General features: G+C 32.5%; 19 protein-coding genes. 3 read left to right on the top strand and 16 right to left on the bottom strand.

The window, feature by feature from the left end:
* Positions 1 to 21: 21 nt before the first annotated feature.
* The gene (gene der / locus Q4Q47_RS12340; RefSeq protein ID WP_303306961.1) at positions 22 to 1,326 is read right to left on the bottom strand and encodes a ribosome biogenesis GTPase Der; all 1,305 of its coding nucleotides are present in this window, start codon (positions 1,324 to 1,326) and stop codon (positions 22 to 24) included.
* 453 nt (positions 1,327 to 1,779) lie between these two features.
* On the opposite strand from der, the gene Q4Q47_RS12335 reads away from it, so the two are divergent.
* Positions 1,780 to 2,292 carry a GTP-binding protein gene (locus Q4Q47_RS12335; RefSeq protein WP_303306960.1) on the top strand — a complete coding sequence of 171 codons (513 nt, stop codon included), beginning with the start codon at positions 1,780 to 1,782 and terminating at the stop codon, positions 2,290 to 2,292.
* Between the two features lie 39 nt (positions 2,293 to 2,331).
* On the opposite strand, the gene era is transcribed toward Q4Q47_RS12335, so the two are convergent.
* From era to Q4Q47_RS12315, 4 genes are all read right to left on the bottom strand, one after another.
* The gene (gene era / locus Q4Q47_RS12330; protein ID WP_303306959.1) at positions 2,332 to 3,213 is read right to left on the bottom strand and encodes a GTPase Era; all 882 of its coding nucleotides are present in this window, start codon (positions 3,211 to 3,213) and stop codon (positions 2,332 to 2,334) included.
* A 268-nt stretch (positions 3,214 to 3,481) separates the two neighbouring features.
* Entirely contained in the window at positions 3,482 to 4,210 is a 729-nt protein-coding gene (locus tag Q4Q47_RS12325; RefSeq protein WP_303306958.1) for an FKBP-type peptidyl-prolyl cis-trans isomerase, read from the bottom strand.
* A 122-nt stretch (positions 4,211 to 4,332) separates the two neighbouring features.
* A complete protein-coding gene (locus Q4Q47_RS12320) occupies positions 4,333 to 5,001 on the bottom strand; it encodes a bifunctional 4-hydroxy-2-oxoglutarate aldolase/2-dehydro-3-deoxy-phosphogluconate aldolase (protein ID WP_303306957.1) in 669 nt (222 codons plus the stop codon).
* 107 nt (positions 5,002 to 5,108) lie between these two features.
* Entirely contained in the window at positions 5,109 to 6,155 is a 1,047-nt protein-coding gene (locus Q4Q47_RS12315) for a sugar kinase (RefSeq protein ID WP_303306956.1), read from the bottom strand.
* 155 nt (positions 6,156 to 6,310) lie between these two features.
* On the opposite strand from Q4Q47_RS12315, the gene Q4Q47_RS12310 reads away from it, so the two are divergent.
* Positions 6,311 to 7,342 (top strand): LacI family DNA-binding transcriptional regulator, encoded by a 1,032-nt coding sequence (locus Q4Q47_RS12310; protein ID WP_303306955.1) that lies wholly within the window; start codon positions 6,311 to 6,313, stop codon positions 7,340 to 7,342.
* Positions 7,343 to 7,597: 255 nt separating this feature from the next.
* On the opposite strand, the gene Q4Q47_RS12305 is transcribed toward Q4Q47_RS12310, so the two are convergent.
* The 4 genes from Q4Q47_RS12305 to Q4Q47_RS12290 form a co-directional block, all read right to left on the bottom strand.
* Positions 7,598 to 8,077, bottom strand: a complete 480-nt coding sequence (locus tag Q4Q47_RS12305; protein ID WP_303306954.1) for a DUF4625 domain-containing protein — start codon at positions 8,075 to 8,077, stop codon at positions 7,598 to 7,600.
* 4 nt (positions 8,078 to 8,081) lie between these two features.
* A complete protein-coding gene (locus Q4Q47_RS12300; RefSeq protein WP_303306953.1) occupies positions 8,082 to 8,894 on the bottom strand; it encodes a hypothetical protein in 813 nt (270 codons plus the stop codon).
* Positions 8,895 to 9,046: 152 nt separating this feature from the next.
* Positions 9,047 to 9,889, bottom strand: coding sequence for a hypothetical protein (locus Q4Q47_RS12295; RefSeq protein ID WP_303306952.1), 843 nt, complete (start codon positions 9,887 to 9,889; stop codon positions 9,047 to 9,049).
* Positions 9,890 to 9,910: 21 nt separating this feature from the next.
* Positions 9,911 to 12,199 (bottom strand): TonB-dependent receptor, encoded by a 2,289-nt coding sequence (locus tag Q4Q47_RS12290; RefSeq protein ID WP_303306951.1) that lies wholly within the window; start codon positions 12,197 to 12,199, stop codon positions 9,911 to 9,913.
* 794 nt (positions 12,200 to 12,993) lie between these two features.
* On the opposite strand from Q4Q47_RS12290, the gene Q4Q47_RS12285 reads away from it, so the two are divergent.
* Positions 12,994 to 13,371, top strand: a complete 378-nt coding sequence (locus Q4Q47_RS12285) for a Fur family transcriptional regulator (RefSeq protein ID WP_303306950.1) — start codon at positions 12,994 to 12,996, stop codon at positions 13,369 to 13,371.
* Between the two features lie 271 nt (positions 13,372 to 13,642).
* Here the strand turns inward: Q4Q47_RS12285 and Q4Q47_RS12280 are convergent, their stop codons facing one another.
* The 7 genes from Q4Q47_RS12280 to Q4Q47_RS12250 form a co-directional block, all read right to left on the bottom strand.
* Positions 13,643 to 13,819 (bottom strand): RNA polymerase sigma factor, encoded by a 177-nt coding sequence (locus Q4Q47_RS12280; protein WP_303306949.1) that lies wholly within the window; start codon positions 13,817 to 13,819, stop codon positions 13,643 to 13,645.
* A 449-nt stretch (positions 13,820 to 14,268) separates the two neighbouring features.
* Positions 14,269 to 15,432, bottom strand: a complete 1,164-nt coding sequence (locus Q4Q47_RS12275) for a TlpA disulfide reductase family protein (RefSeq protein ID WP_303306948.1) — start codon at positions 15,430 to 15,432, stop codon at positions 14,269 to 14,271.
* Positions 15,433 to 15,453: 21 nt separating this feature from the next.
* A complete protein-coding gene (locus Q4Q47_RS12270; protein ID WP_303306947.1) occupies positions 15,454 to 16,674 on the bottom strand; it encodes a TlpA disulfide reductase family protein in 1,221 nt (406 codons plus the stop codon).
* A 20-nt stretch (positions 16,675 to 16,694) separates the two neighbouring features.
* The gene (locus Q4Q47_RS12265) at positions 16,695 to 17,900 is read right to left on the bottom strand and encodes a DUF255 domain-containing protein (RefSeq protein WP_303306946.1); all 1,206 of its coding nucleotides are present in this window, start codon (positions 17,898 to 17,900) and stop codon (positions 16,695 to 16,697) included.
* Between the two features lie 14 nt (positions 17,901 to 17,914).
* Positions 17,915 to 18,583, bottom strand: a complete 669-nt coding sequence (locus tag Q4Q47_RS12260; protein ID WP_303306945.1) for an MORN repeat-containing protein — start codon at positions 18,581 to 18,583, stop codon at positions 17,915 to 17,917.
* 77 nt (positions 18,584 to 18,660) lie between these two features.
* Positions 18,661 to 20,106, bottom strand: coding sequence for a RagB/SusD family nutrient uptake outer membrane protein (locus Q4Q47_RS12255; RefSeq protein WP_303306944.1), 1,446 nt, complete (start codon positions 20,104 to 20,106; stop codon positions 18,661 to 18,663).
* A gap of 16 nt (positions 20,107 to 20,122) precedes the next feature.
* Positions 20,123 to 23,578: a SusC/RagA family TonB-linked outer membrane protein gene (locus Q4Q47_RS12250; protein ID WP_303306943.1), complete on the bottom strand. Its 3,456-nt coding sequence runs from the start codon at positions 23,576 to 23,578 to the stop codon at positions 20,123 to 20,125.
* Between the last annotated feature and the right edge of the window lie 17 nt (positions 23,579 to 23,595).

Here is a 23,595-nt window from a genome sequence, read left to right as displayed (position 1 = left end):
AATATTGCTAAAAAAATGTTATTATTTTTTACGCATATACACACTAATAGGCACTCCGTTAAAATCGAAGTGTTCGCGAAGTTTATTTTCTAAAAAACGTTTATAAGGGTCTTTTACGTATTGTGGTAAGTTACAGAAAAACGCAAATTGTGGTTGCGGTGTTGGCAACTGCATAATGTATTTAATCTTTACAAATTTAGCCTTATAAGCCGGTGGTGGGTAGTTTTCTATAATAGGAAGTAAGACATCATTAAGCTTACTCGTTTTTATTTTTTTAGAACGGTTTTTATAAACCTCAACAGCTGTTTCTATGGCTTTAAAAATACGTTGTTTAGTTAAAGCTGAAATAAATATAATAGGAACATCTACAAAAGGTTCCATTTGTTGTTTAATAGCCTTTTCGTATTCTTTCATTGATTTGTGGTCTTTCTCTACCAAATCCCACTTATTAACCAAAATAACAATACCTTTTCTATTTCGTTCTGCTAACCAAAATATATTTTGTACCTGCCCATCAAAACCACGTGTGGCATCTAAAACTAACAAACAAACATCGGCATGTTCGATAGCTCTAACACTACGCATTACCGAGTAAAACTCTAAATCTTCTTTTACTTTCGATTTTCTACGTATTCCTGCTGTGTCAACTAAATTGAACTCAAAACCAAAACGGTTATATTTTGTATCAATAGAATCTCTTGTGGTTCCTGCTATATCTGTTACTATGTATCTATCTTCACCTATTAACGCATTAATAAATGATGACTTCCCGGCATTAGGACGACCTACAACTGCAAAACGCGGTAACTCATCCTCTACCACTTCTTCCTTTTCTGGTAATGCTTCAACTAAAGCATCTAATAATTCTCCTGTGCCACTTCCATTTATACTTGCAACGCTATAATATTCTCCTAACCCTAACGAATAAAACTCAACAGCATCTTCTGAACGTTTTGCATTATCAACTTTATTAACTACCAAGAATACTGGCTTACTTACTTTTCTAAGTAAATTAGCAACATCCTCATCCATACCGGTAACACCATTTTCGACATCTACCATAAAAATAATAGCATCTGCTTCATCAATAGCTAATTCAACCTGTTTATCAATTTCAGCTTCAAAAACATCATCACTCCCTAATACATAGCCACCAGTATCGATAAGAGAAAACTCTTTTCCATTCCAATCACTTTTACCATAATGACGGTCTCTTGTAACACCACTCACAGCATCAACAATGGCTTCTCTTCGTTGTATTAAACGATTAAAAAAAGTTGATTTCCCTACATTTGGCCTTCCTACTATAGCTACTATATTGCTCATAATCTAAAAAATGATATGTATGAGGTTGTCTAAAAAGTCTTTATAATTTGATTTGTCAGGTTGAGCTTGTCGAAACCGATATTGATTACCAGTAATTTAAAAATATTTCGACAGGCTCAATATGACATCAAACTTACTTTTTAGACAGCTTCATTTATTTATATTCCTCTTTTGAAATATTTTGCAAAAATAGGAAATATAGTCTACTCAAAGTGTTTTTTATAAAGATTAAAACTATTTATGTTTTTTAGAAAAAAACAGTAATTTACTGTACGAAGTAGTTTAAACTTTTTATAATTGACTGCAAAATGCCCTTTCATTCCCACATTTTGTCTTTTTCTTACTCCATAGCGATGTTATGCAGCTCAAAAAAGCCTTCATTTGGGAATAAAATTACTATTTTTCGCTTCAATCAAAAAAGTTTAAACCACTTCTACTTAAAATATTGATGACATGCCAACAACTAATGACGTTGTTTTAAGACCTCGATTTAAAATTGAGCTTAGTACAAATAACCAATCTGTTTTAAAAGATTTTGAAGATTTAAAATCTAATCAATCTGAGTTTATAGTAACGCGGTTAGACAATCATGTCTTTATTAAATTCCCTAAAGAAAAACAGCATTTTTGGTCGCCACAACTACATTTAGAAATCGATGAGATTGATGACAATTCAAGTTTATTGCATGGATTATTTGGTCCTAATCCTACAGTTTGGACGATGTTCATGTTTTTTCATTTTATAGTTGCAAGTTTATTTATAGCCTTTGGCATATGGGCATATACTAACTCGTCTTTAGATAAAAGCTATGCGATACAAGTAAGTTTAATGCTTTTGATGGTTGTTATTTGGATTGTTTTATACTTTGCTGGTAGTATTGGAAAAGCTTCCAGTAAAAATGAAATGCGTGCGTTAAATGATTTTATGAACCATGTTATAGAAAGTAAAAAAATGCACCAATCTTAAATTAACGCTATTCTATTAAGAAAAAAGTATTAGGTTTTTCTATTGATTGTAACCAAAACGTTTTAGTTGGTTTTGATTACTTCTCCAATTCTTATTCACTTTAACATAAAGTTCCAGATGGATTTGCTTACCAAAGAATTTTTCTAAATCTTTTCTGGCTTCAACCCCTACTCTTTTTAAAGCGCTTCCTTTATGTCCTATAATAATACCTTTTTGAGTCTCGCGTTCAACCATAATAACAGAACGAATTCTGATAATTTTCTCTTCCTCAAAAAATTCTTCAGTATCAACCTCAACAGCGTAAGGAATTTCTTTTTTATAATGAAGCAGAATTTTTTCTCTTATACTTTCATTTATAAAAAAGCGCTCTGGTTTATCTGTTAATTGATCTTTAGGATAAAATGGCGGAGATTCTGGAAGTAATTCTATAATTCTATTAAACGTTTCTTTTACTTGAAAACCTTCAAGCGCCGAAATTGGTATAATCTCGGCATTAGGCACTTTTTTTGCCCAAAGCTGCACTTGTGCTTCCAGTTGTTCTTGATCTGACCTATCAATTTTATTTAAAAGTAATAATACGGGTATTTTTGATGATGTAATCTTCTTAAAAAAAGCGTCATCTTTTAATGCTTGCTCTCCTATTTCTACCATATAAATTAACACATCGGCATCCTCAAAAGCAGATTTCACAAAGCCCATCATTGATTCTTGTAACTCATAAGCTGGCTTTATAATTCCCGGTGTGTCACTAAACAATACTTGAAAATCATCACCATTTACAATACCTAAAATCCTATGACGAGTGGTTTGCGCCTTCGACGTTATAATAGATAACTTCTCACCCACAAAGGCATTCATTAATGTAGACTTGCCTACATTAGGATTACCAATAATATTTACAAAACCTGCTTTGTGGCTCATATACTTTTTGTTTTCATTAGTGAACTCATCCAGATTTTCCCTTTTTCTTAAAAAACAAAAAATCAAGGTGAGTTCTGTGCAAAGTTACAATGTTTGTTCTTTACTACGCTATGAACTCATCTAGACTTTTTTATTTAAGTGAAAAGCCATGCTTTTGTAGCAAATCATAAAAAGTCAAGATGAGTTCAATCTATATACTTTAAAAACAAAAGAACAGGAAGCATATGCTTCCTGTTCTTTTGTTTTATAACGTTAAGTAAATTTTAAATTACTTAACTATTTCTAATAGCTCTACTTCAAAAACTAAAGCATCAAAAGGCTTAATTGTACCTCCTTGGCGCGGAAAAGCACCATATGCCAATTCCTGTGGGATGAAAAATTTATATTTAGAACCAGCTTTCATAAGTTGAAGTCCTTCTATCCATCCAGGTATCACTTGATTAACTCCAAACTCTGATGGCTTCCCTCTATCTACAGAACTATCAAATACAGTTCCATCAATTCTAGTCCCATGATAATGAACTTTTACTTTTGAAGTTGCTTCTGGAGTTTCCCCACTTCCTTGTTTTAAAACAATGTATTGTAAACCACTTTCAGTCGTTTCTACGCCTTCTTTTGATATATTTTCAGCTAAAAAGGTTTCGCCAGCAACTTTATTTTCTCCAAATTGCTCTTCAGCTTTTTTCAACGCTTCTTCTTTTTGTTTTTTTACTTTTTCTTGTTGCTGTTTTTGCATATAGGTTTGAATAATCTGCTGAACTTTAGCTTCTTCAATTAAAACATTTGAAGAATCAGACATATTAACATACCCTTGTATAAATAAATCTTTATCAAACTCAGTAAAACTAGCTTTTACATTTCTAGCGACATCCATTCCAATAGCATAACTAATGGAATCTAATTCTGTTTTTAATGATTTATTTGTAACACCATTCTTATTACATGAAACTACAAGTAAAGCAATTGTTACTAAGCTTAAAATTTTTATTGTTTTCATCTTTTTGTTTTAGTTATTTTAATTGATGCCAAAAGTAACAAATTTACACACATAAAAAAAAAGAAAAGTCTTCCTGAAGACAGGAAGGTTTTAAGTAATGTCTATACCAGTTATAGTTTTAATTAGCTTTTAACATCTTGAATAAGCCTAATAGAAAACCTTATTAATTCTTCTATTCTAGCATAATCAAACTGTCCGTTGGCATCTTTGGCTATTAACTTAGACCCCATTCCAACACAAGTAACACCAGCTTTAAACCAAGCTTCTATGCTTTCTTTTGTTGGAGACACCCCTCCTGTTGGCATGATACTTGTCCAAGGTTGCGGTCCCTTAATACCTTTTACAAATTGCGGTCCGTAAATATCTCCAGGGAATAATTTAACAATCTCACAGCCTAATTCTTCTGCTTTGGCTATTTCTGATAAAGTACCACAACCAGGAGACCACAAAACTTTTCTTCTATTACAAGCAATGGCTATATCTTCTCTTAAAACTGGTGTTACTATAAAGTTAGCTCCTAAGGCCATAAACCTTGATGCAGCAGCAGCATCCGTTACAGAACCAACACCCATGACCATTCCGGGCAACTCTTTAATTGCATATCTTACTAATTCACCAAAAACCTCATGAGCAAAATCACCTCGAGCGGTAAACTCAAGTAATCTAGCACCCCCGTCGTAACAAGCTTTTAATACTTTTTTACTTGCTTCTATATCACTATTATAAAACAAAGGAACCAATCCTGTGCTTTTCATAATTTCTGCTACTTCTAATCTTGTAAATTGTGCCATTTAAATGTGTATTTGTTTATATGTTTAGTTGTTTAATTCGTTGAATCGTTTATTCGTGTTAACCAATTAAACCCAAATAAACATATAAACGATTCAACGGTTAATTACTATCTAGCAACTCTTCCTGAAGCATCACCACCCATTAACTTTTCTACTTCACTAACGGTAACCAAGTTCGCATCTCCTTTTATTGTGTGTTTTAAACATGATGCAGCTACAGCAAAGTCTAAAGCATTCTGGTCATCTTCCGGGTATTTTAATAATCCATAGATTAAACCTCCCATAAATGAATCTCCACCACCTACTCTATCAACAATGTCTGTGATTTGGTACTGACGTGTTTCGTACATTTTCTTACCATCATATAAAACACCAGCCCAAGTATTATGAGACGCAGAAATAGAACCTCTTAATGTTGTAATAACTTTTTTAGCTCTTGGGAATTTTTCCATCATTTGCTGACAAACAGATAAAAACGCTTCAGCTTTAACGTCATGCCCTTGAGTTTGAACTGTAATACCTTCTGGTTTGATACCAAAGTGCATTTCTGCATCTTCTTCATTTCCTAATATAATATCACAATATGACGTTAATTCTGTCATAATAGCCTCTCTATGAGCATCATCACAGTACTTCCATAATTTTGCACGGTAATTTAAATCAGTAGAAATAGTTATGCCCTTTGCTCTTGCAGCTTTTACAGCTTCTAAGCATGCATTAGCAGCTCCTTGAGAAATTGCAGGAGTAATACCTGTCCAATGAAACCATTCTACACCTTCAAAAACAGCATCCCAATCAATCATACCGGATTCAATTTCTGAAATCGCAGAGTGCGCTCTATCATAAACGACTTTACTTCCTCTTGAAACTGCTCCAGTTTCTAAAAAATAAATACCTAAACGATCACCACCATAAACGATCTTATCTACACCAACGCCTCTTTTACGCATTTCCATCATAGCACACTCGCCAATATCATTTTTTGGTAAGCGTGTTACAAAATCTACAGAAACACCGTAATTAGCTAATGATACTGCTACGTTTGATTCACCTCCACCATAAATAGCATCAAAACTATTAGCTTGTGAAAATCTTAAAAATCCTTGAGGAGCTAATCTTAACATGATTTCTCCAAATGTTACTACTTTACCCATTGTTTAAATTCTTATTCTAGGTTAATTTATTTTTTTGCTTAAACGTTTAAGCAAGTATTTTAAAATATAATCAAAACCTAAAAAACACGACGATTTTGATTATAAAAACTAACGCAGTATATTTGCTTAAACGTTTAAGCAAATATATAAAAAAATTGAGTATCAAAAAGAAAACCACCATAAAAGATATTGCGAACGTTTTAAATATTTCTCCTGCTGCTGTTTCTAAGGCTTTACATAACGACTCTCGCATAAGTGAAAAAACTAAAAAAGCTGTAAAACAAGTTGCTGTAGACCTAAATTACCAACCAAACCATCTTGCTAGTGCTTTGAGGAAGGGAAAAAGTAATTTAGTAGGCGTCATTGTACCCAGAACAAATAGTCACTTTTTTTCTTCTGTGATCCAAAATATAGAAGAGGTTTTAAACAAGGAGGGGTATAACATTATAATTACCCAATCTAACGAATCCTATAAAAAGGAATGTGATAATATTGATACCTTATTATTTACACAGGTAGACGGCATTATCGCATCTATGGCAAACGAAACCATTGATTTAAAACACTACGAAAAAATTAAATCTAAAGGCATTCCTTTGATTTTGTTTGATCGTGGAGAAAATAACTTAAATGTAGACTATATAGGTATTAATGACTATGATAGTAGCCATATGATTGTTGAACACCTTGTTAAACAAGGCTGCAAAAGAATCGCCCATATTGGCGGATACAAACATACCCGTATTTTTAATAATAGAATTAGAGGTTATATTGATGCTTTAAAGAAGTATAATCTTCCTATGGAAGATGAACTTCTAATTGAAAGTAGTCTTACCACCGAAGACGGGAGGAAAAAAATGACTCAATTATTAGCTTTACAAAATAGACCAGATGCTGTTTATGTTGCTGGTGATTATGCTGCTTTAGGAGCTCTGCAAGTGTTAAACGAACGTGGTATAAGAATGCCTAAGGATATTGCTTTAGTAGGTTTTGGTAATGAGCCCTTTACAGCCATGGTTACTCCTACAATTACTAGTATAACTCAGCATAGTTCTGAAATTGGAAAACAGGCGGCTAAAGCGTTTTTGGAACACGCAAAAAAAAAGGTTGTTAAACAGCAATTGAATAAAATAATATTGAATGCTGAATTAATTGTTAGAGATTCTTCTAATATTAAAAACTCATAATCTATATAAATACTTTTTAAGGCACAACTTAATTTATAATAGACCACTATCCAATTAAAATCCCTTTTAGGGAAATGCTTATCCTTTAAAGGGAAATTTAGTTTCCGAATTTTATATCTGAACTGATAAAAACATTGATTTTACTTAAAAAAATCATGAGACCTTATGATATCTGGTACTGCTAACAAACATCAAAAACTAGCTCAAATTCAATGTAATGATGTAGACTAAAAGTGTATGTTTTATAATCTATATTTACTCAATGATTTTTATATCTATTGATGTTCTAGCTTGCCAACCCGTTTCATCCGTTACAGAATAAGCACAGTGATAATCTCCAGTATCTATATCATCAGGGATTGTTATAGGGATATTAATTTCATAGCTCGTCAATTCATTTTCTATGGAATAATTTTTTATAAAAATTAATGGATTTATTGCTTGTTTTATATCCCCTAAATCACATTCGGTTATTTGATCATCATGAGTATGATGATCAAAATTATTGTGAATATCTATACTATAAGAAGCCAATGCTTTATTATCAGTAACCTTAGCTCTAAAATTATACGTTTCGCCTTTTACAAGTTGTGTACAGCCTTGTGGAAACCCACCATTGTAATTGATACTAATGGTGGGTTTTTCTTTGTCTATATCAGTGCCATCATTTGAACTACAGCCACATACTATCCATAATAATAAGGAAATTGGTTTTAAAATAATGTATTTTTTCATTGGGCTAGTTTGCTTCAAATTTGCGGACAAGTTTAACATATTCGTCTTCCCCTGTTTCTTTTACTTTTAATAAAAGATAATATACTCCTTTAGGGTATTCGTTTTCCCATTCTACATGAAAATGTACATTTGGATCCTTCTTATCTTGAAAATCAATATTTGTTTCGGATAGTATTTCTTTGTACTTCTGTTCTGTCGCTGATTCTTCATGGTACAAAGTGTATTTTATTTCTTCAAGAGTATTAGAGCCAGTTAAGTATTGAAATTCTATATGCAGTTCTTTTTCAAGACCATCTTCTTCTATTTCAACCTCTATGTCCTTAAATTTTTGCACAAAACTAAACTCTTTTAAGATTACAGCCTTGGAAAGATCTTCGTGCTCTACTACAATTCTAAACTGATAAGAGCCAGTTGCTGCCTTAAATTTAGGGCTTTCCTTTCCTTCAGGATCAACAAAAAGATGAAGGTGAATATTAGGGTTTAGCTTACCTTTATAATATTTGTCGTCTACAACATAATCTTTTAATTCGTACGTTTTTTCACCTTCCTGAACAGGGTCTACATTTATTGCAATTGCATGTAAAGTGATTTTTGATACTTTACTTTGTCCTTTATAATTATAATCGAAATTTAGATGAATATCGGCAGCCGATTGGGGGACTATAAAATTAGAGTTTCCAATTTCAAAATTAATAAAGCGTTCTGCGTTAAGGTTTTTATTCTCCGGAATAAAATCAACCCCGTCATCATCTGTGCTACATGAAAAAATGAGCAAGGTTAAAAATAATAATGAACTGATTTTAATGGTACTTTTCATAAGTAAAAAATTTAAATGATTAATTTATTTGTTATTGATTTAGTATCGTTCAAGATGTTTTGTGCACGATTCTCTTTATAAATACTTTACGGGATGATTTATTATTCTCTTTATATATTTATAGTATTTTCAATACATAAAATCGAATATATTTATTCCACTATGCTAAATGGAATAGATAGTTTCACAGCTTCGTTTTCTCCTGATTCTTTCACATATATATTTAGCCAATACTCTCCAAGAGGTGAATCAGGATTAATTTCTAAAGGAGTATTAATATTTGGAATACTCTGATTTTCATACAAATTTTTTGGAAGTACAACTATTTTGTTATCCCACTTACCTACAGCTACATTTTGTCCTTCTCGCCATTCTTCGAACCATAGCTCATATTTTACTTCGCTAACGGTATTGCTCCCTGCATCATATTTAAATTTAATATCTAATGCATCACTTCCAATTTTAACTTCATTATTACTACCAATTTCTATTTCTGAGAACTTTTTAACGATTTCAAACTGTTTCGTTATGTAACTTTCAGAATTATCTTCTTCGATTATTGTAATTTTTAAACTATAAACCCCTTTTGCAGGTCTTATCTTGGGAAAATTTTTATTTACAGGGTCAAAAAACACATGATAATGTATATGTGGATTTAATTTGCCCTCATAATAATCTTTTGGAACTAAATGGTTGGAGACTTGCCATTTTGCTTCTCCTGTATTGGGTTCTTCTACATTTACTGGACTAATATCATAAGTGATTTTTACTACCTTACTTTTTCCCATATAGTCAAATTGGGTGTGCAAGTCAGGGTTAAATTGTGGGACTTTAAAAGCGGCATTTCCAATTTCAATATCTTTAAATCTTTCAGAATTCTTATCTGCGTTTGGGTCGATAGCATCGTCATCACGACTACAAGAGTGTGAAAAGAGCCCTAGAAAAGCGACTATTGCTAAAAGTTTAAAATTTGATTTCATAATGTTTGTTTTCATGTGTTTAATTATTAATGTTTACTATTTATTAAAGGGTATTGTTAATGAAATAGATAGGTTTCTACCTGCTTCTGGCACATCTATCAATCGGTAAAAACTAGTATGGTCGAAATATTTGGTATTGAATGCATTGTTCAACTTTATGCGCATTTCAATGGGCAGATTATTTTTAAATAAATCCATTTCTGTTAAAAGAGAGATATTTAATACTTGATAACCATCCGTTTTTTCTTCTGGAGGCACAATTTCCTTTTGTGCTGCCGTAATTCTATAGTCAGCAATAAATTGTGGTTTATCAAAAAAGAATATTTTTTTAAACTGATAATTGGCTGAAAATAATCCTGATAATGGCGGTGAAAAAGGAATCGTAAACCCTTCTTTAGCTCCGCTAGTTTGTTTAGAGTACACGTATTCAGCAGATGCATCTAACTGTAGATTTTTGAATAGAGTAGTACTTGCTCTTATTTCTCCTCCAAACCTAAAAACCTTAGCTTGTGTATATTCATAAATCTGTAAGGTTTCATAGTAATTTGAAGTTGGATTCAAATAAATATAGTTTTCAAAAAAATTAACAAAAGGGCTAATACCTACTGAGAATTGTTTTGTTGTATGGTCTATATCGATATCCAATTGATACGATTCTTCGGGATCTAAATCAAGATTTCCTTTTTCATAGCGGTACATATGATAGTTCACACCATCTGAAGCCAATTCATTGGCTAATGGCATTCTAAAACTTTTACCTATATTTAGTTTGTATGTAGTATTCTTTTGAATGTAACTAAGCCCTGTTGAAGCACTAATATTTCCAAAACCCAAAGTTTTATTCTGAGCTCTTTGTAAATAAACATAAGATCTGGAGCCATCATTATTATTTATAGTGGATAGAAACCAATCGTAATACGGTTTGGTATCTACTAATCCGTAGTCATAACGTATCCCTGCCAAAAAATGTAAATCAGGACGAATCTCGAATTGGTCATAAGCAAATGCTCCAATAGTAAAACGGCTATATTCTGGAATCAAAAATCCCCATCCATTTATATTATTATCTTGAAATTCTACATTTATACCCACAACAATATCGTGTTGGTTATTTGGCTTAAAAGTATCTCTCATATTTAGGGAGTAAGTATTCTTATTAAACTCCCGTTCTTTACTATCTGACGGTTTTGGCATGTAGCCATGAGGCACAGGCTCAGAATGTTCTTCCCTATGATTGTTTTGATAGCCTAAATCAAAATGAAATGTATGTTTACCCATATTTATGGACGTATTATTCATAATTTTAAAATGATTTACTTTATGAAAAGGAAGGTCAATATCTCTATTAGAACTATCGTAATCAATGCTAGAGGTTCTAACTTCTAAACCGTGGGCATTGGCAAAAAAGCCATTTTTAGTATTCACATTACTAAAAAAAAATTCTGACTTTACATCATCTAAAACGTAGCCTATGCTAAAGCTTGCGTTTGCTTCTTTTCCTGCGGTGTTCCTTAAATTATTGTCATACAATTCAAAAATGTAATTCTCGTAATTAATTTGATCTGTAGGTACTTTATAATCCCCGTAGTCTCTATAAGTTAGGCGTCCGCGGTAAAACCATTTTTCTTTTCTTACCTCAATACTTGTAGAAATGCCTAATAAATCATTATTACTTTCCCCCAGAATATTTACATCCCCATCAAAGGAATTTTGTATTGGTATTTTATTAGGTTGAATATCTACAACACCTGCAATGGCATCAGAACCATAAACCAAAGATGCTGGACCTTTTATAATCTGTATATTTTCAATACCATATTGGTCTATTTCCAGTCCATGGTCATTGCCCCATTGTTGTGCTTCGTGTTTTATACCATTTTGAACAACTGCAACTCTATTAAACCCTAAACCTCTAATAACGGGCTTGGATTGCCCCGAACCAATATTGATCGTGCTTACCCCAGGAATTTCACTGAGAGTCTGCATAAGGCTGTTTTCTCTATTTTTATCAAGAAACTCTTTAGAAACTGTATGAGAAACTATAGGTGTTTCCTTTATTATTCTATGCTTAGATTTACCACGTACTTCAACTTCTTTAAGTGCTGTGGAAGATTCATTTAAGTAAACCTGGACTATCTCCATTTCTGATTCTACAATGACTGTAACTGTTTTGGGTACATAACCTATATGAGATATGGTAAAGGAATAAGTGTCTTCAACTACATTTTTTATTGTAAATGCACCTGTTGCTGATGAAATTGAAAATAGACCTTCACCAATAATATTGGCTCTCTCTATAGCCTGTAAAGTGTTGGCATTTTTCACAAAACCTTTTATCTGAAAAGAATTCTGCGAAAACGCAATCGAGTATAGGCTAAAACATAGCCATACACTGAGTATTTTATAAAACATAATTGAGATACTATAAGATTTGAACAATTGTTCCAAAAGGGAACCATCACAAAACCTATACATGAATTTATACGAGACTGAAATTGAACAACCTTATATATTAACTTTAAAGCTAACAAGGTTAAATCAAGTTTACTAAGAACAGGCTAAATTATTTATTTCAATTTATTTAGATGGACTGTAAATCTCAAATAGACGACTTAATGACCTATAATGTTAAATTGGTCAAGCTCTTAAATAAAATGTGTATAGGAAAACTTATAGTAAAAAAGGAGGGGGCCGAGAAAAGAGCTGATCTGAAGCAATAGTACTTGAGATAATAAAACTGTAGTTTTTAGTTATCTCTCTCTGAACAATTAGTTCAGTGTTTTCAACTATGAAAATTTGTAGATCAGGAGTAAGTGCTGGAGTTAAGTTATACGTAATGACATGGTCGCAAACAACACAATGTAGCCCATGATCTTTATCGTCTGTATGTAACAAGACATGAAGCCCTGCCATTTTCATTGAAAGAAAAAGAACAAGGAATAGATATGGGATACTCTTTTTTACGCGACTAACTTTCATTAAAATGAAAAAATCTTAATCTAATTAAGTGATTGTTCTGCAAATGCGACATGTTTGCATTAATTTAGTTTTGCAAATATACTATTTGTTTATAATATTGCAATACTTTCACAATAATTTATTGCAAATAAGTCGCATTAATGGAAAAAAGAAGAAATACACCTACTAAGGAAGCTGTTCTAAATGTATTAAAAAAGGAAGGAAAAGCAATGAGTCAAAATTCGATTGAAAAGAAGATTTCTATTGCTATCAATAGAGCTACAATTTATCGAGTTTTAAATCGCTTTTGTGATGATGGCATTTTACATAGGATTGTTGCTGAAGACGGGAAACAATATTTTGCCTTATCTACAAAGACAAATAAAATAAAATTAGTAGAGAATCATTTACATTTTATGTGTATTAAGTGTGAAACATTAGAATGTCTTCCTGCTGAAGTTAATTTTTCAATCCCTGATACTTACCTAGTTGAAAATGTGAACTGTGTTCTATCGGGAACATGTAAAGAATGCTCTTAATATTGGGATTCATGGCTCATTGAAATGTATAATATTAACTAAGGTTGTTTCTTTTTAAAAACAATTTTTATGCCCCTATGGGTACTTTCAAAATTCAAATGTAATTCGTCTTCAGAATATTGCTATACATTTTGAGGTATTTCCCTTTTGATGAACTGCAATTTAACAACACGAGATACCATTATTGCTGCATTGAATATGGCAGCTTTATCTACTGTTATTACAGAAGAGCTCATCTTTCATTCTGACAGAGGTTCTCAATATAATATAATTATAGGTCACAAGCAGAATTATCAGTCTTTTCCCAAAGCTTAATAAATGTCTCCTGAACAAGTTCTTCAGCATTATCTCTATCATTAACCACTTTAAAAGAATAATTAAAAAGCCTTTTATAATGTTTATCAAATAATGCTGAGAATATTTTTTTCTTAGTTCTTGCTAATTTCATTAGATAATAAATAAACTAGACCAAGTTATATTAACTTCTTTTTTAGAGAATTCATTTATTCGTTTTCTATTGGTAAATCTATAAAATATTGCCGATTGAAAAGTTAAACAAATACTAATAAATAAATTACGATTGTCATCATGCATATTAAAACCTATATTTAATTGGGTTTGACAAGTATTAATAATATTACTTAATACTACTAAGCGACAAACGTCTTATAATCAATAGTTTGAAATCAAGCTGTAACATATAGCACCAACTTAAATTAAGTATAAAAAGGTAAAACATTACACCTATGTGGTATCTAAACAAAAAAAGCTCCTCAAATTGAGAAGCTTTCATCTAATTTTTTGTAGTTGAAAAAGTTCGGGCGGAGAGACTCCCTTCGACTGCGTTCCTTTAGATTTGTTTTTTATAGATTTAATAAAAGAAACATCCATTTAATTTTAAAACCCAAAAACCGTTTCCAGTTTTTTATCTAGTGCATTGGCATGTAAGTTTTTTGCCAGTATAGTACCTTTGTCATCTACTAAATATGTAGTTGGTAAAAAGGGTACACTATATAGATCGCTAATTTCTGATGGTCCTCTTTTTACAAACCTATCAATAACTTGCAACCAAACTGTTTGGTCTTCTTCTATCGCTTTTAACCACTGTTCTGGCTTACGATCGGTTGAAATAGCAAGCACTTCAAACCCATTATTTTTATATTTTTTGTACACTTCCTTTAAATGAGGATAAGAAGCACGACAAGGTTTACACCAACTTGCCCAAAAATCTAATAACACATACTTTCCTTTTAAACCAGACAAAGAGACATCATTTCCTTCGGTATCTTTTAAAGTGAAATCTGGAGCCGGTTGACCAAGAGCTGTACGTTTTCTGATTTCATATTTATGTGAAAAATATTTAAAGTTTTGTGTTTGTTTAGCTGCTCCTTTAAATGCATTAAGTAGTGAGGTTAATTCCTCAAAAGTTGCTCTATCATTAAATAAAAACTCGACTATTTCAGGGGTAATTGGTGAACTCGGATTGTTTTTTAAATAATCCATTTGTAAGTCTTGTATTCTATTTGCTCTTTCTAAAGAAAGTTCTTTATAATCATCAAACTTTTTATACAATTCTTCTTGTAATTTCACATCTCTATTTCTCCCTGCTTCATTATATGTTTTATTTAGTTCTCTAAGTTCTTTGTATTTTTCATCGTTCTGAATAGCTTTTACTTGATTTTCAAATACTTCTAAGTCATCTTGTAACTTAGACCCCATAACTTTAGCTTCTAATATATTTGGAAATTCAGATGGATTTAAATCAACAAAAATATTAGTATTATCTATAAAAAAAGGGTGACTTCTATCCTTATCCAAAGTAATAATTACTTGATCGGAGAAGTCTATCTTGCCTTTAAATTGAAATTTCCCGTCAATAACTTTAGCACTGTCTATGACTTTATCAGTTTTTGTAATTAAATCTGTTATAACCAGCGTTGCTAAACCACTGGTGTCAGAGGTAGTTCCATTAATCACATAACCGTCATGTGCCCCCTCATTTTTGCAATTATATAGTAGTGAGATTATTAGTAATAATGCTATTCTATTTAATATTTTCATTTCATAGTATTTTAATATTTTTTATTCAATAAATAATTTAGCCAAATCACGATCCATATCATCGTCTGTTCCACCACCACCTCCATAACGGCCAATAATAACACCATCTGGATTCACTAATATTTTGGTTGGCAAGGAGCTAATATTATAGCCATTGCTTATGTCTTTATGCTTGTTAATTTGCCGGCGTGTTTCAGGGTCATATTCTAAACCTCTTAACACATGATGCCAGATTCCTATTTGGTCTTTTTCTACAGCCTTACGCCATTTATCATGATCTCTATCATCATCTGAAACGCCTAAAATTTCTAATCCTTTTTGATTGTATTTTTCAAATAAACTAATTAAATGCGGATTTCCTTTTCTACAAGGCACACACCAAGACGCCCAAAAATCTATTAGTAAGTATTTATCCTTAAAATCTTCTAATTTTAATGGGCTGCCGTTAATATCTACAGTATTGAAATTTCCTGCCAAGGCGCCAGGAATTCCTTTGCGCATATCTTCAATATCTTTAGCTAATCTAGCACCTATGCCAATTTTTAAATGCGCTGGATTAAATTGGTCTAAAATAGCCTTTGCCTCATCATACTGTATATGGCCTAATTGAAACATTAAAGATTGTACACTCACAAACGATTTAGGATTGTCTTTAATAAACTGCAATGTTACTTTACCTTGCTCTTCCCACATAGGCGCAAGTTTGCCTCTGGCTTCATTGTCTTCGTATTTAATAGCTTCTAATTCTTCTTCACTGGCTCCTGCTTTTGTGGCATCATCATATTTTTTTCTAACCGTTTCAAAAGCATCTTGCTCTGCTTTATAATTAGCCGCAATTTTACTTCTAATCTCATCTAATTGGTATTGTTCATCTTGTGTTTTAGAACCCATTAGTTTAGATTTTGAAAAATCTTCATAATTTAAATCAAGTGTCATTATAGATGGCTCTATAAAAAAGGAGATCATTAATTTAGAATCCATGTACTTTATGCTCGCATCTTTGGTTAAATTAACTTTCCCTACAACTTCCTTCAATTCCTTTTCAAGAGTAAATTTTCCTTTGACAACTTTTATGGTATCTGTTGGGTTTGGAAAATTGGTCAAATAAATGTCTCCATTCTCCAACCCATTAACCGTTCCATTAATACGGTACATGCCTTCTTCTAAAGGTTTTTGTTTTTCACCACAGCTAGAAATAATTAGTGTGATTATAAATAATTTGATGATATTCGTTAGTTTCATTTTAATGTGGTTTTGTTTTATTATTGCATTTGCCCAATGGCAAGTTTCAAATCTGTTACGCGTTTGTCTTCAACACCGCCTTTTTCGGTATTCTTTTTAATAAATATGTTGATGTTTTCTAATGCTTTACTTTTATTCCCAACTTTTTTGTACAGTTCTGCCAAACAATAATATGCCGCCAAAAATTCTGGGTCTTCTGAAGGTATTCTTTCTGTTAACTTTATGGCTCTTTCGTAAAGACCAGCTTGAGAAAAATCTGGATTTACTGCAATATTATAAGCTGTATTAATATACATGGACAAGCGCATGTTTTTTTCTGTGGCTTCATCTGCTTGCATTTTATTAGCCTCAAACCAGGTATCAAATTGTTTATTTGCTAAATAATAAGTATTGTAGTAATTAGTTTCTATCATTTCCTGTTGAGGATTGATAAAGTCTTTTTTTGTTTCTTCAATGGCTGATTTTAATTCCTCTAGTGTTCCAGTACTCGCTATTCCATTTATGTAAGAGCTAATAGCATTACTTAAGACATAATCTACACTTTGCTGACCAATCTTTTCGTTGGCTTCAAAAATTGCTCTATTATTTAAAATATAATTATAGGGCTCACTTTTAAAATCAACACCTGTATAGGCAACGATGGTAAATCCTTCTTCAGTATTGTATTGATCTTGGGTCAGTGATGGTATAAACTCCTGACCAATTTTTTTTGCCTCATCCTTTTTAAAAGATTCGAATAATGCCTTGATATAATTTGAAATGGTAGCAATATCTCGCTTACCGTCTTTATATTGTTTTTCTATATACCAAAATTGCTTTGTTGGATCATTAGCAGCTTTGGCTTCTGCAATAAACCCTGCAACATCTGCCCCGCCAACTTTTGTATGCATTACTTTACCATTTGCATCCATAAACAATAGTGTTGGAAATGCTTTTACTCCATACATTTTTGTAAGTTGTATCCCTTCTCCTTTTTCCATATCCATTTTAATACTTACAAAATGGGTATTCATGTAATCTCCTACTTCTTGTTGCGGGAATACTTCTTTAGACATTTTTTTACAGGGACCACACCAAGTGGTATAGCAGTCCATAAATATCATTTTATTTTCAGCTTTTGCTTTTGATAACGCATCAGCAAAAGTCCCGTGTTCAAACGAAACCCCCTGCGCATACATAAGATGACTGGTAACAAAGACTATTAATATGACTATAATTTTTTTCATTGTTTTCGATTGATTTAATTATTTGTATTTAATCCTTTTATGTAAGTAATATCTGTTTTGATTACCCAAAGACCAGATTGAAAGATTTCAACTTCAATAAAATCTTGTTTGTAGTATGCTTTTAGTTTTATAGGATAAGTGACATTGGTAAGCTCAATAAAATTATTGTTGTTTAATTGATATTGGTATTGTCCAGAATGTACTACGATATTTAATTGCGGGTTTTGCTCATATTGTTGATTAACTCTAATATAAAATCGTAAACTATTAATATTTTCTTGTGTTTTATTAAGGTTATAAGCTGATACATTTTGCGATTTATCAATTTTATTATAAGGTTTTTCAAATAAACCTATATAAACATCTTTTTTCCAAAAACCAGTAATAATACTGTCTGCTTTAAAACTCAGTTCGCCTTGTCCTTCTTTTTTACCTTTTTTAAATTGCCCTTTATATGTTTTCCCGTCATGCCATGTGTAAATTCCAAAGCCATGGGGCAACCCTTTTTTAAATGCTCCCAAGTATGTGTCTATTCCTTTAGCTAAACCTTCTCCATCTGCCTTTCCTTTTTTACAATCTCCTTGGTATGCATTATTTATGGTATTTAGTAATACTTTACAATTTTGAGCATATGTAATGTTTATGACTAACCATGCTAGAAGTAAGAGAATATAATGCTTCACACTCTTTAAAATTTAGATTAAGAAAGGAGAAAGACAACCCCTAACTTCAATGATTTGAGGTTAGGGATTTTAAAAATTTAGTACCCAGGGTTTTGTTCTATAATATTACCTCCAGCCTCTATAGTTTGTAAATCTATAGGCAAAATAAACTTATCAGGATCTGTTGCTGATGCCTTTATTGTAGTAACATCAAAGCCATCCACAAAATGGAATCTTACTAAGTCAAACCATTCTTCGCCAGATTCACCACCAACTTCAACCATTTTTTCGATACGAACAGCATCCAAAAATTGAGTTAATGAAATGGTAGCAGGATAGGTTTCAAAACCATCACCGCCAGTTGTAGTAGCACCTGCACGTAAGCGGACAGCATTTAGTGCATCTAGAGCTTCTAGTGTTACACTATTATTGGCACGTGCATTGGCTTCTGCAAAAATTAAATAAACTTCAGCCATTCTTAAATGGTATATTTTAGGATATGGCCTTCCAAATTTAAAATTATCGAATCCAAACATAGACGATACTCTGTTATTATCATAGCTAATCATTTGTCCGCCAACATCTGTTATTCCAGCAGCAACTGTACTTGGGAATGTTGAAGAAGGTGCTACAAAAAATGTTCCCCAAAAATTTTCTATACCAATAAATACTCCTGGCCCTCCACCAGTTATAAAAAGATATTCTGAAGAACTGAAAGTGGCTTCAGAACTGTTATCAAAAATTTCGGCGTATGTGCTTGCTAAAGCAAAGTTAGCCCCCGAATTATCAATAACATCTTTTGCTAATGTAGCAGCTTGGCTAAATTCACCTTTATACAAAAGTACTTTAGCTTTCAATGCTTTAGCATATGTTTTACTAATACCTAACTTAGAAGTAAAATCTGGTGCATTTGCTATGGCCTCATCCAAATCTGCAGTAATAGCATCATAGGTTTCAGCTACAGAATTTCGTGGAAAGGCTTCAGAACTTAAAGCCGGTGCTGTTCTGATGTTAATACCATATATAGAATTGACATCATAAAATTGACCCCATAAACGCAATAAATAAAAATTAGCTGTAGCTCTTAAAGCTTTTGTTTCTGCCAATACCTCTGCATATCTTGCGGGGTTATCAAATTTCGAACTATCTAAATTGTTTAGTCCTTGTATTAACCAATTGCATCGATTAATCAAATCGTACATACGCGTGTATGCTCCTAAATTACTAGTAGTATTTTGCGAAGTAGGATCGTTATTCTGATATGCATCAAATTCAACACTTGGTCTGGCACTTACTCCTACTCCACTTAATACAGAAGGAATCATAAATAACTCTGGAAGTCCAGAAGCAGTACTACGTTGCTTGAATCCGGAATAAGCTCCTACCAGTGCTAATTCTGCAGAGGCTTCATCTGCAATGGCATCAAAAGCATTTAAGGTAAATAAGCTTTCGTAATCGTCTATATCTTCAGTTAATTGGCATGAAGTAAAACAACTTACCGTTAAACAAAATAAACACTTATATATAAATTTTATTTTTTTCATCTTATTATTTTTTTTATTAGAAACTTAAATCTACTCCAAATGTAAACGTTCTGGTTTGCGGGTAAGAAAGCCCATTGTCACTTAGCAAGTCTACTGTGGCTCCTCCTCGGGTTGTAGGCGAATTTTCTGGGTCTTGACCTGGATAATCTGAAATGGTAAATAAGTTATTACCACTAATTGATATTCTAGCACGACTTAAACCTACTTTAGCTATAATATCTTGAGGTAAATTATACCCTATTGATGCTGAACGTAGCTTAATATAAGATGCATCTCCTACAGCTTTTGAAGTTGCTGCTCGCCCAAAATCAGGACTATGGGTAAACGATCCTAAACGGGCATACGTTGCATTAGTATTATCTGGTGTCCAAGTATCTAAAACTAAATCTAACTGATTTTCAAAAGCTCTAGGAAACCCTAGCCCTTCTATAGGACCAAATCTTTTGGCAGCACCTTCAACAAATTGAAAATTAAGACTTAAACTAAAGTTCTTATAGGTTAAAGTGTTATTCCATCCGCCAAAAAAATCTGGATTAATATCACCTATATTGGTTAAATCATCAGATGTTATTTCCCCGTCAGGTGTACCATTTGGACCACTTATATCTTTATATATATAGTCTCCAGGTTGTAATACTGTTCCTCTTTCGCTAAAGTAGGTCCCACTTGGGGCATTGGCATCTAGAGCGTCTATTTCTTGCTGTGTTTGTGCAATTCCATCTACTATATAACCATTAATAAACCCAATAGGCTCACCTTCTGCAAGGCCTCCAGCTCTAATTAAACCACCATTTAGAGCTTCTAAATTATTGTTTACAAAAGAAATGTTGAATGAAGAATGCCAAGTGAAATCCTTGGTGCGAATCACATCGCCGTACAAAGAAATTTCCCAACCTGTATTAGTTACGTCTGCAATATTTGCACTCCATTCAGAATCACCAGTTTCTGCTGCGATAGGTGTTTGTAAAATTAAACCACTGGTGTTTTTCTCAAAATAAACAACTTCTCCATTTAAGCGTCCGTTAAACAATCCAAACTCTACTCCTAAATCCAACTGATCTGTAGATTCCCATTTAATAGCTTGATTAGGGACATCTGGAACTGCTATTCCATTAACACCGTTATAAAATGAGTCTCCGTTACCTAATGTAAGATATTTAGGCTCAAAACTAAAAGCAGGCAAGTTATCTACTCCTGTACGCCCTAATGTGGCTCTTAATTTAAGGTTGCTTATTACATTACTATCATTATTAAAAAATTCTTCATTATGTACATTCCAAGCAAACCCTGCAGATGGGAAAAAACCACGTCTATTCTCAGGGCCAAATTTTACAGAAGCGTCATATCTTCCAGTCAGCGTTAGTAAATATCTATCTTTATAATTGTAATTGATACGACCAAACAAAGAATTTAAACCAAATTCAGTAGCATCACTAGCAAATTCTGAAACTTGATTTGCCGACTGTATATTTGTTAATACCTCATCATCTGGGAAACCATTGTAGGTTTGCGATTCTAAATTAATAAAATTTCTATCCCAAGAAATTCCCGCAACAGCATCTATTCTATGATCTTCAGATATAGTAGTATTATAGTTTAAAGTATTATTAAAACTGGTTGTTACGATTTCTGTTGTTTGGACAGCTAAAGAAGCACCACCAGGTCCAAAAAATGCACCAAACAAAGCTGCAGAGGTAAAAGATGGTGAAAATATTGTACTTTTATCATTAGTTATACCTATACTAAGTTGTGATTTAAACTTTAGGTCTTTTAATAGTTTTAGCTCTCCATAAACAGAACCGAAAAGGTTTTTAGAAATCGCTTTATTTCTTACTTTTGCTTCATTCCCTAAAGGATTTATTTGATTTAATCCGAAAAAATCTGTAATTGAAGTATGGTCTCCATTTTCATCAAATACACCAAGATCTGGTCTAAAATTTGCTTGATCTAAATTATTAACAGCAGATTGCTTATTTACAGAATAATTGTAGTTTATAGAAGCTCCAATTTTTAAGTTGTCTTTTAATTGAGAATCTATATTTGTTTGAAAATTATATCTAGAAAATTTGTTACCTATTAACTGTCCTTCCTGCTCGTTAACCGTAGCAGAAACCAAATAATTTGTTTTTTCAGATCCTCCACTCAAACTAAAGTTATACTGATTCCAAATAGCATTTTTATTTAGGATCTCATCTTGCCAGTTTGTGTTCGCATTACCAAAATAATTATCAGGGTCATTTACAATTTGGTATTCATTTGGGCGTAAATCAGGATATAAAAATGGAGGAAACGGGGCATTAGCTAATTCCTGTGGCGCCCATTCTTCTGCAAAAGTTCTATATTGTTCTGCATTAAGATAGTTTAATTTATCTGTTGGATTCTGTATCGTTGTATTGTATGAAAAATTAAATCGTGGTGCCTGGTTGCGTTTACCACGTTTTGTAGTTATAATTACAACACCGTTAGCTGCGCGAGACCCATAAATAGCGGCTGCTGATGCATCTTTTAATACATCTACACGCTCTATTTCATTGGGATTAATAGACAATAATGGGTTTTCGCGATCCCCAAATACTGAAATCCCTAGACCATCTTCGCTAAAACTTGGATTGATGGTAATAGGAACACCATCTACCACATAAAGCGGTTGATTATCACCATTTATTTGGCTTAAACCGCGAATATGAACAATGGCCCCAGAACCTGGAGCTCCACCACCTGAAGTTACGTGAACACCTGCAATTTTTCCGACTAAAGCTTGATCAATAGTTTGTGTTTTAATTTGTTGAATATCTTCAGATTTAACTGACCCTACAGACCCTGTAAGGTCTTTTTTAACAGTTGTTCCATAACCAACAACTAAAACTTCATCTAAAGCACTGGCTCTTTCTTTTAACGTAACATTATAAACCGTTTTACCTGCTGTGATTTGTTCCGTATAAAATTCATACCCTAGCCCTGAAGTTACTAAATAGTATCCTACTTCTGCTAGTAAAGAGAAGCTACCATCAAAATCGGTGGCAGTTCCTCGTACTAAAAAATCTTGGCTTATACGTTCTCCTTTTGGTTGCTGATCTGTAACATAAACCGTTATTCCAGGTATAGGCATACCATTTTCATCGACAATTTGACCAGAAATTTTTGTTTCTTGTAAAGTAACAGGGACAGACTCTCTAATGAGAATAGTATTTTTAGTTGTAAAATTGAAATTAAAATTTCCGCTTGAAAGACTTTGCTTCAGTAATCGATTTGCTTTTATAATGCCCTTTTTTAAAGATATTTTAGGGAAATTCTTAAACATATCTGATTTATATATAAATCTATATTCTGTTTGTTCTTTGATGATATCAAAGACTTCGTCAACTGTAACGGTTTTATCTTCTACAATGGTAACTTTAGCATTCTGCGATAGAACATTATCGGGAGTAAAGCTAAAAACAGTAGTACACAATAAGAATATAAAAGTCCTCATAATGATTTTTAGTAGTC

Source organism: Flavivirga spongiicola (genome assembly GCF_030540825.1).
Lineage (GTDB): Bacteria > Bacteroidota > Bacteroidia > Flavobacteriales > Flavobacteriaceae > Flavivirga > Flavivirga spongiicola.
The sequence above is the reverse complement of the archived record's forward strand: the minus strand, read 5'-3'. Positions and strand labels throughout refer to the sequence as shown.